This is a genomic window from Vibrio sp. 10N.222.55.C6, assembly GCF_041473395.1.
Taxonomy (GTDB): domain Bacteria; phylum Pseudomonadota; class Gammaproteobacteria; order Enterobacterales; family Vibrionaceae; genus Vibrio; species Vibrio crassostreae_C.
In genome coordinates this window covers 60,702-76,493 of record NZ_JBFRSD010000039.1, presented here as the reverse complement: position 1 = coordinate 76,493, position 15,792 = coordinate 60,702, and the positions used below count along the sequence as shown (strand labels likewise).

The 15,792-nt window shown below is 43.6% G+C and carries 15 protein-coding genes; 12 read left to right on the top strand and 3 right to left on the bottom strand.

The genetic code is table 11. The annotated features are described in order from the left end of the window. Positions 1–41: 41 nt before the first annotated feature. Complete coding sequence (locus AB4486_RS20780) at positions 42–1,193, bottom strand: methyltransferase (RefSeq protein ID WP_372118458.1); 1,152 nt, start codon at positions 1,191–1,193, stop codon at positions 42–44. Between the two features lie 174 nt (positions 1,194–1,367). Here AB4486_RS20780 and bolA point away from each other — a divergent pair, with 174 nt between their 5' ends. From bolA to nqrM, 9 genes are all read left to right on the top strand, one after another. Then, a complete protein-coding gene (gene bolA, locus AB4486_RS20775) occupies positions 1,368–1,676 on the top strand; it encodes a transcriptional regulator BolA (RefSeq protein WP_017064186.1) in 309 nt (102 codons plus the stop codon). Positions 1,677–2,196: 520 nt separating this feature from the next. Next, on the top strand, positions 2,197–3,537 hold the full coding sequence (locus AB4486_RS20770) for a Na(+)-translocating NADH-quinone reductase subunit A (RefSeq protein WP_017080319.1): 1,341 nt from the start codon (positions 2,197–2,199) through the stop codon (positions 3,535–3,537). 5 nt (positions 3,538–3,542) lie between these two features. Further along, positions 3,543–4,787 carry an NADH:ubiquinone reductase (Na(+)-transporting) subunit B gene (locus AB4486_RS20765; RefSeq protein WP_010439046.1) on the top strand — a complete coding sequence of 415 codons (1,245 nt, stop codon included), beginning with the start codon at positions 3,543–3,545 and terminating at the stop codon, positions 4,785–4,787. Further along, positions 4,777–5,544, top strand: coding sequence for a Na(+)-translocating NADH-quinone reductase subunit C (locus AB4486_RS20760; protein WP_372118455.1), 768 nt, complete (start codon positions 4,777–4,779; stop codon positions 5,542–5,544). Before AB4486_RS20765 ends, AB4486_RS20760 begins: the two co-directional genes overlap by 11 nt. Further along, positions 5,544–6,176: an NADH:ubiquinone reductase (Na(+)-transporting) subunit D gene (locus AB4486_RS20755; protein ID WP_008223083.1), complete on the top strand. Its 633-nt coding sequence runs from the start codon at positions 5,544–5,546 to the stop codon at positions 6,174–6,176. Before AB4486_RS20760 ends, AB4486_RS20755 begins: the two co-directional genes overlap by 1 nt. Before the next feature lie 7 nt (positions 6,177–6,183). Then, complete coding sequence (gene nqrE / locus AB4486_RS20750; protein ID WP_009848375.1) at positions 6,184–6,780, top strand: NADH:ubiquinone reductase (Na(+)-transporting) subunit E; 597 nt, start codon at positions 6,184–6,186, stop codon at positions 6,778–6,780. A gap of 29 nt (positions 6,781–6,809) precedes the next feature. After that, positions 6,810–8,036 carry an NADH:ubiquinone reductase (Na(+)-transporting) subunit F gene (gene nqrF, locus AB4486_RS20745; RefSeq protein ID WP_017059912.1) on the top strand — a complete coding sequence of 409 codons (1,227 nt, stop codon included), beginning with the start codon at positions 6,810–6,812 and terminating at the stop codon, positions 8,034–8,036. A gap of 174 nt (positions 8,037–8,210) precedes the next feature. Beyond that, a complete protein-coding gene (locus AB4486_RS20740; protein ID WP_372118453.1) occupies positions 8,211–9,215 on the top strand; it encodes an FAD:protein FMN transferase in 1,005 nt (334 codons plus the stop codon). A 16-nt stretch (positions 9,216–9,231) separates the two neighbouring features. Continuing rightward, positions 9,232–9,486 (top strand): (Na+)-NQR maturation NqrM, encoded by a 255-nt coding sequence (gene nqrM / locus AB4486_RS20735; RefSeq protein ID WP_009848378.1) that lies wholly within the window; start codon positions 9,232–9,234, stop codon positions 9,484–9,486. Positions 9,487–9,620: 134 nt separating this feature from the next. On the opposite strand, the gene AB4486_RS20730 is transcribed toward nqrM, so the two are convergent. Then, on the bottom strand, positions 9,621–10,859 hold the full coding sequence (locus AB4486_RS20730; RefSeq protein ID WP_372118451.1) for a response regulator: 1,239 nt from the start codon (positions 10,857–10,859) through the stop codon (positions 9,621–9,623). Positions 10,860–11,022: 163 nt separating this feature from the next. Between AB4486_RS20730 and dinB the strand changes: the two genes are divergently transcribed. Continuing rightward, on the top strand, positions 11,023–12,099 hold the full coding sequence (gene dinB, locus AB4486_RS20725) for a DNA polymerase IV (protein WP_372118448.1): 1,077 nt from the start codon (positions 11,023–11,025) through the stop codon (positions 12,097–12,099). A 64-nt stretch (positions 12,100–12,163) separates the two neighbouring features. Here the strand turns inward: dinB and AB4486_RS20720 are convergent, their stop codons facing one another. After that, positions 12,164–14,098: an ATP-dependent DNA helicase RecQ gene (locus AB4486_RS20720; protein ID WP_017059916.1), complete on the bottom strand. Its 1,935-nt coding sequence runs from the start codon at positions 14,096–14,098 to the stop codon at positions 12,164–12,166. 145 nt (positions 14,099–14,243) lie between these two features. Between AB4486_RS20720 and AB4486_RS20715 the strand changes: the two genes are divergently transcribed. Both AB4486_RS20715 and AB4486_RS20710 read left to right on the top strand, forming a co-directional pair. Next, the gene (locus AB4486_RS20715; RefSeq protein ID WP_017059917.1) at positions 14,244–14,717 is read left to right on the top strand and encodes a GreA/GreB family elongation factor; all 474 of its coding nucleotides are present in this window, start codon (positions 14,244–14,246) and stop codon (positions 14,715–14,717) included. An 88-nt stretch (positions 14,718–14,805) separates the two neighbouring features. Then, positions 14,806–15,564 carry a YggN family protein gene (locus AB4486_RS20710; protein ID WP_017059918.1) on the top strand — a complete coding sequence of 253 codons (759 nt, stop codon included), beginning with the start codon at positions 14,806–14,808 and terminating at the stop codon, positions 15,562–15,564. Positions 15,565–15,792 lie beyond the last annotated feature (228 nt).

The following is a 15,792-nucleotide window of genomic DNA, read 5'->3' as shown; positions in this document are numbered from 1 at the left end:
CAGAAGCTCGGTATCTTAAATTCTTGTGAAGTCGTTTCTGCTTATTTATTAAAATTCGCAGGTTCTCTTGTTGCTTGTAATATCTCAAATTTTTGGTTTAGTTCAAGCGTTTCAACGTTAGCTTCACCAAATAGTCTTGCTAGTTTGACATCGTATCCGAGGTGTCGGTTGCCAATAACAATTAATTTGCCTCCATTGCTTAGAACATGCTTTGCATCACAGAACATTTGCCACGCAATGTGATCCGTAATCGCTTGTTGCTGATGGAATGGAGGATTACACATCACTAAGTAGGTGCTGTTTTTCTTGAAGCCATCTAAACAGTTGTTGGCGATGAACTGGAAGTTGCCTTCTTCACCAAGGTTATCTTTGATGTTTTGGCGCGCCGATTCCACCGCCATAAAGCTTTCATCCACACAGGTGATACGGGCTTGTGGGTTCAATTGCCCTGCTTTTACACTCAATACACCGTTGCCACAACCAAGATCGATGATATGACGTAGCTCAGGATCTTGAGGGATGTGCTCTAGCATATAGCGAGCGCCTTGATCGAGTGCTTCCCCTGAGTAAACATTTGGTAAATTTTTCAGGCGGATATCTTCACCGTCTACATCCCATTCAACAAAAGGCTCTACCGTTTGAATTGGCTGGCAGTTTGGAGATGAGAAGACTAAGCGGTGTTTTTTCTTCGCTAGTGATGTTTTGGTTTCGCCTAGGTATTTTTCGAACAGGTTAAGCGTAGAGGTGTGAATCTCTTTTACCTTGTTGACGCCGATCACTTGGCAGCCTTCAGGCAATGCTTGGCGTAGCTGGCTCAGTTGCCAGATTAGGTGACGATTTGTTTTTGGCAGCTGCATGATCACAAGGTCGATACCGTGTGGGATATCATCCATCGTGTTCAAGAAGTTCACTCGGTTACTTTGATTGCGCTGCAAGTTTTTCAGGGCACCGCGATGAGAGATAAATGAGTCGCTCATCATGGTGACATCATGATCTTTCGAGAACCAAGCGGATAGGGCACCGAAGCTGTCGTTCATGATCAGGATGTGTTTGCCAGGTTCGAGGTTCATCTCTTCAACATGACTGATCAGGTATTCGTCGCCCGCATCCCAAGCTTGAAGGGTTTCATTTGAACGTTTCGGGAAACGATGTAAGGTTAAAGTTCTATCGTGAAGGGTAAGTTCGGTTTTCATTGCTTGAGATACTTATGTAAGAAATAACAAAGATATTGTCTCAAATGCAGGCTGAACAAGATAGAAAAAACTCAACCAAACCTACGCCATTCGCTATCAAATACTCAGACAGTCGACCGCTTAGGGTTTATACTCATCCCACGGATAATGCCAATACGTTATTAAGGAATCACAATGATCCAAGAAGTTATCGAAACAAAATTGCACAATGAGTTTTCACCAAGTCATTTAAACGTGGTTAATGAGAGCTATATGCACAATGTTCCGGCCGGTTCTGAGAGTCATTTTAAAGTGATTGTTGTCAGTGATGTGTTTGAAGGATTGCGTCTTATTGCTCGTCATCGAGCGGTAAATAAAGCTCTTTCAGAAGAGCTAGCGAATAATATTCACGCACTGTCCATTCACACTTATACAAAAGATGAATGGATGAAGCAGCTCGATAACGTGCCAGACAGCCCTATGTGTATGGGTGGTGGCAAGTAACACAGCGAGCATATTGACAAAAGGTGGTGATGCCGCCTTTTTTGTCGCCAAACCTATGTGTTTTCGTTGTTATATCACTCAAACTGATGGCAATTTGAACGACTAAAAATACCTATAATGAGTAATGTTTTTATTAACAGTGTTTCAACATAACTCGTAAAATATTAGTTTGTGACAGAGTATTAATCTCTTGTTTAAAACACGATTCAAAAGCCAATCTATCTGTGCGGCTCGTCAAATTTATACATATTTGAGAGTCCATATGCTTCAAATCTCACCAAATAAAGGCCGTATTCAAGTTATTGGTCATGGCATCAAGTTGTCAAAAAATGCTAGAATACGGCACCTGATAAATCTCACATAATATTTGTGATGAGTTTATTAATGTAATGTTGCGATTTTGGTATCTCAAATTTACCAAAACCGGACACTGTAATGTCGTGTCTAAGGGCGATTTTAAAACGTCCCGAATTTACGCAATTAAAAGAATCTTTTTCCCGATAAAGTAGTGCAAGTGCGTATGATTACAATAAAGAAGGGTTTGGATCTTCCTATCGCAGGAACTCCATCCCAGGTGATTAATGATGGTAAGTCCATCACTAAAGTCGCCTTGCTTGGCGAAGAGTACGTTGGTATGCGTCCTACGATGCATGCTCGCGTTGGTGATGAAGTGAAGAAAGGCCAAGTTCTTTTTGCAGATAAAAAGAACCCAGGTGTTGTATTTACTTCTCCAGCAAGCGGTAAAGTTATTGAAGTGAACCGTGGTGCTAAGCGTGTTCTTCAATCAGTAGTGATTGAAGTAGCAGGCAATGAGCAAATCACGTTCAATAGCTATGAAGCTAACCAACTAGTAGGCCTTGACCGTGAAACGGTTAAAGCTCAGTTAGTTGAGTCTGGCGCATGGACCGCTTTGCGAACTCGTCCGTTCAGCAAGGTTCCAGCAGTTGATTCTGAAACTCAGGCTATTTTCGTTACTGCTATGGATACTAATCCGCTAGCAGCTGAGCCAGAATTAATCATTAACGAGCAGTCTGATGCTTTCGTTGCTGGTTTAGATCTTCTTTCAACTCTGACTAACGGTAAAGTGTACGTTTGTAAAAAAGGTACTAGCTTACCTCGTTCAGCTCAGTCTAACGTTGAAGAACATGTTTTTGATGGCCCACACCCTGCAGGTCTTGCAGGCACGCATATGCATTACCTATATCCGGTAAATGCACAAAATGTAGCGTGGAGCATTAACTACCAAGACGTTATCGCATTCGGTAAGTTGTTCCTTACTGGTGAGATTTACTCTGAGCGTGTTGTTTCTCTGGCTGGTCCAGTAGTTAATAACCCACGCCTAGTTCGTACTCAAATTGGTGCTAGCCTTGAAGAGTTGACGGACAGCGAGTTGATGCCAGGTGAAGTTCGCCTGATCTCAGGTTCAGTATTATCTGGTGTTCACGCTTCAGGTCCACATGCTTACCTTGGCCGTTACCATCAACAGGTTTCGGTTCTTCGTGAAGGTCGTGATAAAGAGCTATTTGGCTGGGCTATGCCTGGTAAGAACAAGTTCTCTGTTACTCGTTCATTCCTTGGTCACGTGTTTAAAGGTCAGTTGTTCAACATGACAACGACAACAAACGGTAGTGATCGCTCTATGGTTCCAATTGGTAACTACGAGAAAGTAATGCCATTAGATATGGAGCCTACTTTGCTGCTTCGCGATCTATGTGCTGGCGACGTTGATAGTGCACAAGCACTTGGTGCGCTAGAGCTAGATGAAGAAGATTTAGCACTGTGTACCTTTGTATGTCCTGGTAAGTACGAGTACGGTCAGTTACTTCGTGAATGCCTAGATACAATTGTGAAGGAAGGGTAATTTTCATGGGCCTTAAAAAGTTTATTGAAGACATCGAGCATCATTTTGAACCAGGTGGTAAACACGAAACGTGGTTTGCGCTTTACGAAGCTGCAGCAACACTTTTCTACACACCAGGTACAGTTACAAAGAAAAGCTCGCATGTCCGTGATAGCGTTGACTTAAAACGTATCATGATCATGGTTTGGCTTGCGGTATTCCCAGCAATGTTCTGGGGTATGTACAACGCAGGTGGTCAAGCTATTGCAGCACTAAACCACATGTATTCAGGTGCAGAACTAGTTTCTATCATTGATGGTAACTGGCACTACTGGCTAACCGAAATGCTTGGAGCCTCCTTAGGAGCCGATGCAGGCTGGGGCAGTAAGATGCTCTTGGGTGCGACTTACTTCTTACCTATCTACGCGACGGTCTTTATCGTTGGTGGTTTCTGGGAAGTACTGTTCTGTATGGTGCGTAAGCACGAAGTTAACGAAGGTTTCTTTGTTACTTCTATCTTGTTCGCGCTTATTGTTCCGCCAACACTTCCTCTATGGCAAGCTGCACTAGGTATTACCTTCGGTGTTGTTGTTGCTAAAGAGATTTTTGGTGGTACGGGTCGTAACTTCCTAAACCCTGCACTTGCTGGCCGTGCGTTCCTATTCTTTGCATACCCTGCTCAGATTTCTGGTGACGTAGTTTGGACTGCAGCTGATGGTTTCTCTGGTGCAACAGCGCTTAGCCAATGGGCTCAAGGCGGTGGTAGCGCGCTAATGAACACGGTATCTGGTGAGACGATCACTTGGATGGACGCATTCATTGGTAACATTCCAGGTTCTATCGGTGAAGTATCAACGCTTGCACTTATGATCGGTGCTGCAATGATCGTATACATGGGCATTGCTTCATGGCGCATCATTGCTGGTGTTATGATCGGTATGATTGCTGTATCAACATTGTTTAATGTGATCGGTTCTGACACTAACGCAATGTTCAGCATGCCTTGGCACTGGCACCTAGTTCTAGGTGGCTTCGCATTTGGTATGTTCTTCATGGCAACAGACCCTGTATCAGCGTCATTTACCAATGGTGGTAAGTGGTGGTACGGCATCCTAATCGGCGCAATGTGTGTAATGATTCGTGTAGTTAACCCTGCATACCCAGAAGGCATGATGCTTGCGATCCTATTCGCAAACCTATTTGCTCCTCTGTTTGACCACGTTGTAATCGAGAAGAACATTAAGCGGAGACTAGCGCGCTATGGCAAGTAATAACGATAGCATTAAAAAGACGCTGTTTGTTGTTATCGCATTGAGCTTAGTGTGCTCAATCATCGTTTCAACAGCTGCAGTTGTTCTTAAACCTAAGCAACAAGCTAACGCAGTTCTGGATCAGCAAACCAAGATCCTTGAAGTTGCGGGCATTGAACTTGCGGGTAATATCCCTGAACTGTACGCAGAGAACATTGAACCTCGTCTAGTTGATTTCGCTACTGGCGATTTCGTTGACGGCGACGCTACTGCATACGACCAACGTAAAGCGGCAAAAGATCCAGCTCAGTCAATCAAGCTTTCAGCTGAAGATGACATCGCTAAGATCCTTCGTCGTGCTAACACGGGTACTGTATACCTTGTGAAAGATGGCGCTGAAACTTCTAAAGTTATCATCCCTGTTCACGGTAACGGTCTATGGTCAATGATGTACGCATTCGTTGCGGTAGAAACTGATGGCAACACAGTTTCTGGTATCACTTACTACGAGCAAGGTGAAACTCCTGGACTTGGTGGTGAAGTTGAGAACCCATCTTGGCGCGCTCAATTCGTTGGTAAGAAATTATTCGACGAAAACCACAAACCTGCTATTCAGGTTGTTAAAGGTGGCGCTCCTCAAGGTTCTGAGCACGGTGTAGATGGCCTTTCTGGTGCAACACTGACTAGCGTTGGTGTTCAACATACATTTGACTTCTGGTTAGGTGATATGGGCTTTGGTCCGTTCCTAGCAAAAGTTCGTGACGGAGGTCTGAACTAATGTCTAGTGCAAAAGAAATTAAAAAGAGCATCTTAGCGCCGGTGTTGGACAACAACCCAATCGCGCTACAGGTTCTTGGTGTGTGTTCTGCTCTTGCGGTAACCACTAAGCTAGAAACAGCATTTGTTATGACTATCGCGGTAATGTTCGTTACTGCTCTGTCTAACTTCTTCGTTTCTTTGATCCGTAACCACATTCCTAACAGTGTGCGTATCATCGTTCAGATGGCAATTATCGCATCACTAGTAATCGTGGTAGACCAAGTGCTTAAAGCATACCTATACGATATCTCTAAGCAGCTATCTGTATTCGTAGGCCTAATCATTACTAACTGTATTGTAATGGGTCGTGCTGAAGCATTCGCAATGAAGTCTGCGCCAATCCCATCTCTAATCGATGGTCTTGGTAACGGTCTTGGTTACGGTTTCGTTCTTATCACTGTTGGTTTCTTCCGTGAGCTTCTAGGCTCTGGCAAACTATTTGGTATGGAAGTACTACCTCTAGTGAGCAACGGTGGTTGGTATCAGCCAAACGGCTTGATGCTTCTAGCACCTTCTGCATTCTTCCTAATTGGTTTCTTGATTTGGGCAATTCGTGTGTTCAAACCAGAACAAGTAGAAGCGAAGGGGTAAGGTAGTCATGGAACATTATATTAGTCTGCTAGTTAAATCGATTTTCATCGAAAACATGGCGCTTTCTTTCTTCCTAGGTATGTGTACATTCCTAGCGGTATCTAAGAAAGTTAAAACTTCTTTTGGTCTTGGTGTTGCGGTAGTTGTAGTACTTACAATCGCTGTTCCTGTAAACAACCTTGTTTACACACACATCCTGAAAGAAAACGCGCTTGTTGAAGGTGTCGATTTAAGTTTCCTTAACTTCATCGCATTCATCGGTGTTATCGCGGCACTTGTACAAATCCTAGAGATGGTTCTAGACCGTTTCTTCCCACCTTTGTACAACGCACTAGGTATCTTCCTTCCACTGATCACAGTTAACTGTGCAATCTTTGGTGGTGTATCTTTCATGGTAACTCGTGACTACAACTTTGCTGAATCTGTTGTTTACGGCTTCGGTTCTGGTGTGGGTTGGATGTTAGCTATCGTTGCTCTTGCGGGTATCCGTGAGAAGATGAAGTACTCTGACGTACCTCCAGGTCTTCGTGGCCTTGGTATCACGTTCATTACTGTTGGTCTGATGGCGTTAGGCTTTATGTCTTTCTCTGGTGTTCAACTGTAGGGTAAGCACCCAGTAATAAGGAATAACAAATGTTTAGTATTATTCTTGGCGTAGCGATGTTTACCATTATTGTACTGGCTCTAGTACTAGTGATTCTTTTCGCTAAGTCTAAGTTAGTACCATCAGGTGACATCACTATTTCAGTAAACGGCGACCCTGAAAAGGCGATCGTTACTCAACCTGGTAGCAAGCTACTTGGTGCCCTGGCTGGCGCTGGTATCTTCGTATCTTCTGCTTGTGGTGGCGGTGGCTCTTGTGGTCAGTGTCGTGTAAAAGTTAAGTCTGGTGGTGGCGACATCCTTCCAACTGAACTTGATCACATCACAAAAGGTGAAGCTCGCGAAGGCGAACGTCTTGCATGTCAAGTTGCTATGAAAACTGACATGGAGATTGAACTAGACGAAGATATCTTTGGTGTTAAAAAGTGGGAATGTACTGTTATCTCGAATAACAACGAAGCTACTTTCATCAAAGAACTTGCTCTAGCGATCCCTGAAGGTGAAGAAGTTCCGTTCCGCGCGGGTGGTTACATTCAGATTGAAGCTGAACCACATCACGTGAAATACGCAGATTACGATATTCCTGAGGAATACCGTGGTGACTGGGATAAGTTCAACTTGTTCCGTTATGAGTCTATCGTTAAAGAGCATTCGATCCGTGCTTACTCTATGGCTTCATACCCAGAAGAGAAAGGCATCATCAAGCTTAACGTGCGTATCGCAACTCCGCCGCCAAACAACCCTGACGTAGCTCCTGGTGTTATGTCTTCATACATCTGGTCTCTTAAAGAAGGCGACAAATGTACTATTTCTGGTCCATTTGGTGAGTTCTTTGCTAAAGACACAGACAATGAAATGGTATTCATCGGTGGTGGTGCAGGTATGGCGCCTATGCGTTCTCATATCTTCGACCAACTTAAGCGTCTTAAGTCTACTCGTAAGATGTCTTACTGGTATGGCGCGCGTTCTAAGCGTGAGATGTTCTACATTGAAGATTTCGATGGCCTAGCGGCTGCAAACGAAAACTTCGTGTGGCACTGTGCACTGTCTGATCCTCAACCAGAGGACAACTGGGACGGTTACACTGGTTTCATCCACAACGTACTGTACGAAAACTACCTGAAGGATCACGAAGCTCCTGAAGATTGTGAGTACTACATGTGTGGTCCACCGATGATGAACGCTGCTGTTATCGGCATGCTGAAAGATCTTGGTGTAGAAGATGAAAACATCCTACTAGATGACTTCGGTGGTTAATCCACTTAAGTGATTGATATTATGGCTGACTCCTACGAGTCAGCCATTTGTTTTTCTAAGACAGCTTTTGACAACATACTGGCTTATATAAGAAAGAGTAAGGCATTCAAAATACCTATTTTTTACTCTTATTTTTCCTTATATAAATCCTCAACATTAGACAGGAGTAAGCAAGTGAGAATTTGGCTTGTTGCATTAACTTCTTTGATTTTTCTTGCGGGCTGTGAGCAGTCAAGAGAGCAAGTGCATTTGAGTGGCCCAACGATGGGCACGAGTTACAATATTAAATACATCAATGGTGATGAATTTCCTGAGTCTAATGAAGTTCATACAGAGATCGATCGTCTACTTGAAGAAGTAAACGACCAGATGTCGACTTACCGTGAAGATTCCGAATTAAGCCGTTTCAACCAACACAAAGGTGCGGACGCATTCGAAGTCTCTGAACAAACCGCTATCGTTGTGAAAGAAGCCATTCGTTTGAACGGTCTTACTGAAGGAGCGTTGGACGTTACGGTTGGTCCATTAGTTAATCTTTGGGGTTTTGGTCCTGAAGCTCGTCCGGAAGTGGTTCCATCAGATGAAGAGCTTGCTGCTCGTAAAGCTAAAGTTGGTATTCACCACTTGAGCGTTGAAGGCAACAAGCTAACTAAAGACTTGCCTAATTTGTATGTCGACCTGTCAACCATTGCAAAAGGTTGGGGCGTTGATGTTGTTGCTGATTACCTTGATTCAATTGGTATTCACAACTATATGGTAGAAGTCGGCGGTGAAATCCGTTTAAAAGGCCTTAACCGCGAAAGTGTAGGCTGGCGTATTGCCATCGAAAAGCCAAGTATTGACGAACGCAACATTCAAGAGATCATCGAACCTGGTGATATGGCGATCGCAACGTCTGGTGACTACCGCAACTATTTTGAGCGTGATGGTGTTCGTTACTCACACATCATCAACCCAGAAACAGGAAAGCCTCTTCATCATAAAGTGGTTTCTGTGACTGTTTTAAACCCGTCTTCAATGACTGCAGACGGCTTATCTACGGGCCTTATGGTCTTAGGTGAGGAAAAAGGAATGGAAGTCGCAAACCAACATAACATCCCAGTGTTCATGGTGGTAAAAACAGCAGATGGCTTTAAAGAAATTGCTTCTGAAGCATTTAAGCCATACTTAGGTAAATAAGGTAAGCGAGATAATTATGAATACATTTCTGATTACATTTGGTGTTTTTCTTGCAGTAATCGCAGCGATGTCAATTGGCTACATTATCCAAAAGAAAGTTGTGAAAGGTAGCTGTGGCGGTTTGGGTGCTGTTGGTATTGATAAAGTATGTAACTGCCCTGAACCTTGTGACGCGCGTAAGAAGCGTGAAGCACGTGAAGCTTACCGTGAAGAGAAGCTGGCTGAGCGTCAACAAAAAGAAGCGGCTTGGAGTAAAGACCGTATCGCTTAATGGGTGACAGTCATAGGGGATAGAGTTATCTATGCCCTCAAATTGAAAAGCTCAAGATTATCGTCTTGAGCTTTTTTAGTTTTGAGGTCTAGCAATTAATCTTGGCATACCAAAATGGAAACAAAAGCGAATGACTATTGTTCGATTTGCATGCTGTTACGCGCAAACACTAGTTGGTTTCTACCTTGCTCTTTTGCCGTATAAAGAAGCTCATCAGCGGCTTTGATCTGTTCATCTAACTTCGCGTCTAAATCGGTTACGCCGATACTGATACTGACCTTGATTCTTTGAGAGTCATGCTCAACAACATGGCTTTCAATGGCTTCTCTCATGGACTCTAAGTTGTCAACAAAGCTTTCAAATGCGCCGCACGACTGAATACAAAACTCTTCGCCACCAAAGCGCACAGCGACATCGTCTTTGAAATGATCTTTGATTATTTTCCCTACATCGATCAGCACGGCATCACCACCATCGTGTCCAAAGGTATCATTCACTTTCTTAAAGAAGTCGATGTCCATCATCGCGATGTTTCGTTGATCGCAGCCTTTACAAGGATGATTGAACAGGTAGCGACGATTCCATAAGCCAGTAAGAGCATCCTCGTTGGCATGTCGAAATAGCTCATTAGCCGCTTCTTTCATATCAAGCAGCTGATGGATACGGCAGAAAAACTCTTCTTGGTTAAAAGGTTTGTAAAGGAAATCGTTGGCACCCGCTTTAAGGAATCGCGCTGTCATAGTGCGATCATCACTCCCGGATAATCCTAGAATGGCCAACTGGTTTCTGTCGTGATCGCGTCGAATCTCACGGATCATCGCTATACCGTCTTTCTTCGGCATATCATGGTCTGTAACAACGAATGTAATATCAGGGTCGTTATGAAGAAGCTTTAATGCTTGTTCGCCATCTTCGGCTTGGATTGTTTGGATATATTGGTGTTCTAGAAGTTGAACTATGTAACGGCGAACGACCGCTGAATCATCGACAACCAGTGCTTTGTGGTGGCGATTATTCGAAATTCTTTGAACTAGAGGGAGTAGGTAGCTTACTGACGACATACTGTCTTTAAGTATGTAATCGATAACGCCTTTGGCTAGGACTTGCTCTCGCAGTTGATTGTCGAACATCCCGGTCAGAACAATGATTTTCTGTTGGTAGCCTAAGACGAGGTCAATGATCTCACCGTCTTGACCGTCGGGTAAGCAGTAATCTAATACCGCACACAAGAAGTCTGTCTCTTGCTCTAAGATAGCTTTCGCTTGTGCCACTGATTCGGCTAACTTTACGTCATAGCCATCGTTCTTAAGTTGTTGGTAAAGGTAGTTTCTGAATGCACGGCTATCTTCTACCACTAGTATTTTTTCACTCAAAAGCGATCCCTACTTATAGACTAAATACTCGTTAACAATACTATCAGAATTGTAGGTGGCTATTGAAGTGAAACCTGTTGAGCTGGACTCTATATCATTTTAAATTTGAGAATAATTGATTATACTGTTCATAGATACAGTTGTAAGGTTGAGTTATTTCTAGATGCGTAGTGCGGACCAAGAGAAAGTGAGAAAAATAATCCATGTTGATATGGATTGTTTTTACGCAGCTGTAGAAATGCGAGATAACCCGTCTTATCGCAATCGACCGCTCGCAGTGGGTGGTCATGAAAAGCAACGCGGCGTTTTGAGCACCTGTAATTATGAAGCCCGCAAGTTTGGTGTTCGCTCTGCAATGCCTACCGGAAAGGCCCTACAGCTTTGTCCTAATCTATTGGTTGTGCCGGGAAGAATGTCGGTCTATGTCGAGATATCTAAAAAGATCCGTGAAATCTTCTCTCGATACACATCAATCATTGAACCACTTTCCTTGGATGAAGCTTTCCTTGATGTCACCGATTCTAAGCGGTGTCACGGTTCAGCAACACTTATTGCCGAGTCTATTCGCCGTGATATTTGGAACGAACTGAACCTGACAGCTTCTGCAGGAATTGCACCGATTAAATTCTTGGCGAAAGTGGCCTCAGATCTGAATAAGCCCAATGGTCAGTTTGTTATCCCTCCACAAGACGTGCAATCAGTGATCGATGAGCTACCACTTGAAAAGATTCCCGGTGTCGGCAAAGTGAGCATAGAAAAGCTGCACCAAGCGGGTTTCTTTACTTGTAAGGATATCAAAGAGTCTGACTATCGAGACCTGCTACTCAAGTTTGGCCGTCAAGGTGCATCACTCTGGAAGCGCAGTCATGGCATTGATGATCGAGAAGTTATCATCGAGCGCGAGCGAAAATCGGTAGGTGTAGAGCGCACCTTTACCCAAAACATTTCAAGCTACGCAGAATGTTGGCAGGTAATCGAAGATAAGCTATTTCCTGAACTCGAGACTCGCTTAGAAAAGGCTAGCCCAAGCAAAGCGATCATCAAGCAGGGCATTAAGCTCAAGTTCGCCGACTTTCAACAAACCACGATTGAACACATCCATGCCTCTCTCGATCGTGAACACTTCAAAGAGCTGCTTAGTGAAATACTGAAAAGACAACAGGGGCGAGAAATACGCCTGCTTGGTTTAAGCGTAATGCTGCAACCTAAAGACCAAATGCGTCAGTTGAGCTTCTTTTAAAGATAATGAGTGAGATGAATACCGACTACGCTTCATAGCCTAGTCGGTTTTTTATAAGTAAGAATTACCTAGGAAGTTGTTTTACTCGCGCTAAGGTATCACTGAACGGTTGCTGCTCTAGCTTGCCGTAACCGACCATTTTACTGGCTTTGAGTTTGGTTGAAAGCGGGGTGGCGATTCCACATAAGAAGCGAGTAATTGCCTCGTCGGTAATCAGTTGTTGGCTAGCCGAAATAAACTCATGTATCCATGTCATCACCGTCTCATCATCGATAGGTTCAACATCAACGGTTGGTAAGATTGCCACTTCTCCTCGACATACAGAGCAGTGACCGCAGTTTGTTGGTGCTTTATCATCGGCAAAATAACTCGCAAGGCGTGAGCTTAGGCAAGTATCCGCCTCAAAGAAATTCAGCATTTGGTTAAGGCGGTTTATCTCGCTGTTTTCTTTTGCTTTAAACAACTCAGTTAGACGCTCTGACAGTTGCATCATATCTTCAGAAGTATTGTGGATCGCGTAGACATCGGTGATCTGCTTGCTTTCTAGTTCAATCCAACCTTGTTCATTGAAGTAGTCGATAGCCGCAATCACACGCTGACGATCGGCTTGGAAGTGTGTCCAAAGCGCATCGAAGTCGACTTGGCACCACACTCTTGCTTGAGGAGAGCATTGGAAAATCGCTTCGACAAATTGACGACGTTCACTTTGAAATTGCTCTGTGATCTGCTGTTTCGGACGAATGAACTTAAATTTGTAGTCTGCGAAGTAGCTGTACTTGGGCTCAATCACACCTTCAATTTCGAGATACACCAGTAGTGTTTTTAGCGGTAACTGACGAATGTTGGATTCACGTGATAGTTGATTAAGCATGATCTCCCATTGATTCGAGCCAGAAGCGCCAATGTTTTGATTTTCGTAGATCTCTTTTAATACCGCTTGGATCGATATGTTGTCTGGCGTATCACCAAAAACGAAGTTCTCGAGTGTGCTTAAACCGTGTTTGTTAGCCAGTAAAATACATTCAGACGCTTGCCCATCTCGACCAGCTCTGCCGATCTCTTGTGAGTAGTTTTCGATCGATTTTGGTAAGTCAAAGTGAATCACTCGGCGAATGTTGGACTTATCCACGCCCATACCAAACGCGATAGTTGCGACGATACAGCTCACGTCATCATTCATGAATTGGTGTTGAATAGCATCTCTATTTTCAGGCTTAAGACCCGCATGGTAAGCCACTGCATTAACGCCAGCATTGCGAAGCTGCTGAGCCACCATCTCTGCCGTTTGTTGAAGGGTGACATAAACAATAGTCGGAGCGAGAGAAGCTTGGTTAACCACATTGCACAAGGTTTCTAGCTTACTGGTTTGTTCACAAGGTTGAATCGACAGATCGAGATTTTGACGATAGAAACCCGTAACCACAACGCGCTCCTCATCAATTTCAAACTTTGACTTCATATCTTGGATAACCGCTGTAGTCGCAGTGGCTGTCAGTAGTAGAACCTGAGGAATATTGAGCTGTTTTTGGTATTGAGGAAGCTTCAGGTAGTCGGGTCTGAAGTTGTGTCCCCATTCTGAAATACAGTGCGCTTCATCGACCACAAGCAGTGAGATCGACACTTGGGAGATAAACTGACGAAAGCGTTCGTTCTTCAAGCGCTCGACGGAGATCATGAGGATCTTGGTGTCACCGTTACGCACTGACTGCATAACCTGTTGTGTGGTTTGTCGGTCTTGGCTTGATTCGATTGCCGCTGCGCTAATGCCTTTACTGTGCAGGAAAGCGAGTTGGTCTTTCATCAAGGCTAACAGTGGCGATATCACCAAGGTTAAGTGCGGTAACTCTAATGCTGGTAATTGATAGCACAGCGATTTACCTGAGCCTGTCGGGAATATCGCGGCAGTCGAGTGACCAGATAGAACGTTATCAATGACTTGCTTTTGCCCATTGCGCAGTGAGTCGAATCCGAATACTTGTTTTAGCTTCTGCTCAATCATTTATGTTCTACCTGAGTTATTAAGTGTCGTATTGATGCTAAAGCGGGCGCCCATTCATGATAGCGTCGCTTGATGAATCAAATGTCTTGCACCTGATTGTACCTAATTCTATTCTGTAGCTCCTATAGAAAAGCACCCCAATAGTATGAATAAGTCTGAGCTTCGCCAAATAATCATAGAGCAACTTGAATCCCGATTACGTATCGCACAATCTGCTACTCAACGCGCGATTGATGCTGCGACAGATGAAGAGACAGTGCCTGAACATAAGTACGATACATTGGCATTAGAAGCTTCGTATCTCGCCCATGGTCAAGCGGTGAGGGTACAAGAGTGTGAAGACGATATTCAGTGTTATCGTAACTTAGTGTTGCGTGATAGTGAGAAGGTTACGGTGAGCAGTTACGTTGTGGTCATTGACGAGCATGATCAATATAAACACTTTTTTATGGGGCCGAGAGTCGGCGGACTTTCTGTCACGTGGAATGAGAATGAGATTGCCATCGTGACGGCAAATGCACCTTTTGGCCAGGCTCTAATGGGTAAAGAAGTTGGTGATGAGATTGAGTTTAAGGTCGCAGATAAACAGTTTTGCTACGAAGTTATCTCTATCGACTAACTAACTGACTAATAGATATAAAACGTTTCTCTGACAAAGGAGCATATACCAAGGGTATAGTAATCTGTCAGATTGATGAGAGGATGTTATGAAAAACAATGTATTAATTGCATCACTAACAGCGGTTATCGCTGTTGTGAGCTTGCCAACGTTTGCTGCTCAGTGTCGAGTTGATTTGAAGAATGAACTACGAATTGATGACCAAAAAGTCGAAATCCATCAAGTGAATGGTGATACGGCCGTTTTTGATGATAACAACGACCTCTATATTCATGGTGAGAAGGTTGAGCTTGATGCCGACCAACAAGCGGCGATTGAGAAATATCGCGAAAACATGAGTGAGTACTTACCTCGAGCGAAACAAATGGCCAACGATAGCTTAGCGTTAGCCAATGACGTGATTGATGATATCGCGGCTAGCCTGGATTCACCTGAGTCATTTGATAATGTAAAAGAATCAATGAAAACCTACTTTGCAGAACTGGAAGCGCGTTATTACAAAGATGGCGAATTAGTGTTGCCTGCAGAAAGCTTTGATTCGATGGCCAATGGCTGGTCTGAAGATTTCGAGAAGGCGAAAGAAATCTTTAACCAAGAATTTATCTCTAGCGCTTTTAATGCGATGTCAGAAAAAATGAAACAAGACGGTGGCCTAAACCTGACTGAACTGGCTGACAGTATGGCTGAATTAAAGCTGAAAGTTGAAGAGCGAATGAAAGAACACTCTCAACAAGTACAGGAGGAAGCGAATGAGTTCTGTGATTCACTTGATGAGATGGCAGAACAAGAGCAAGAACTGCATGAAATCATTCCGAACTTAAAAGATTACCAAGTCTTCACAATTTAATTCGAGTCTAGTGATGAATAGTAAGAGCACCGGTCGGTGCTCTTTTTGTTTGTATAAATGGAACCACACGGCGAGTATTTATCTCAATTCAATCCATTTCCTTCTTAAGCCTACCGCTTCGCTTTGTTGCTTATAATTGAACGATAAGACTGGTTTTTTGTTAATTTTGTTGTTCTAAATAGTGCATTGATTGTAAAAATCAGAGAATTGTTCATTTATTGGTTGTGC

Bases quoted from the DNA above. Each gene is read 5' to 3' on its own strand.
- bolA (WP_017064186.1), top strand. From the start codon at position 1,368: ATGATCCAAGAAGTTATCGAAACAAAATTGCACAATGAGTTTTCACCA.
- AB4486_RS20760 (WP_372118455.1), top strand. From the start codon at position 4,777: ATGGCAAGTAATAACGATAGCATTAAAAAGACGCTGTTTGTTGTTATC.
- nqrE (WP_009848375.1), top strand. From the start codon at position 6,184: ATGGAACATTATATTAGTCTGCTAGTTAAATCGATTTTCATCGAAAAC.
- AB4486_RS20755 (WP_008223083.1), top strand. From the start codon at position 5,544: ATGTCTAGTGCAAAAGAAATTAAAAAGAGCATCTTAGCGCCGGTGTTG.
- nqrF (WP_017059912.1), top strand. From the start codon at position 6,810: ATGTTTAGTATTATTCTTGGCGTAGCGATGTTTACCATTATTGTACTG.
- AB4486_RS20765 (WP_010439046.1), top strand. From the start codon at position 3,543: ATGGGCCTTAAAAAGTTTATTGAAGACATCGAGCATCATTTTGAACCA.
- dinB (WP_372118448.1), top strand. From the start codon at position 11,023: ATGCGTAGTGCGGACCAAGAGAAAGTGAGAAAAATAATCCATGTTGAT.
- AB4486_RS20780 (WP_372118458.1), bottom strand. From the start codon at position 1,193: ATGAAAACCGAACTTACCCTTCACGATAGAACTTTAACCTTACATCGT.
- AB4486_RS20720 (WP_017059916.1), bottom strand. From the start codon at position 14,098: ATGATTGAGCAGAAGCTAAAACAAGTATTCGGATTCGACTCACTGCGC.
- AB4486_RS20770 (WP_017080319.1), top strand. From the start codon at position 2,197: ATGATTACAATAAAGAAGGGTTTGGATCTTCCTATCGCAGGAACTCCA.
- AB4486_RS20715 (WP_017059917.1), top strand. From the start codon at position 14,244: ATGAATAAGTCTGAGCTTCGCCAAATAATCATAGAGCAACTTGAATCC.
- nqrM (WP_009848378.1), top strand. From the start codon at position 9,232: ATGAATACATTTCTGATTACATTTGGTGTTTTTCTTGCAGTAATCGCA.
- AB4486_RS20710 (WP_017059918.1), top strand. From the start codon at position 14,806: ATGAAAAACAATGTATTAATTGCATCACTAACAGCGGTTATCGCTGTT.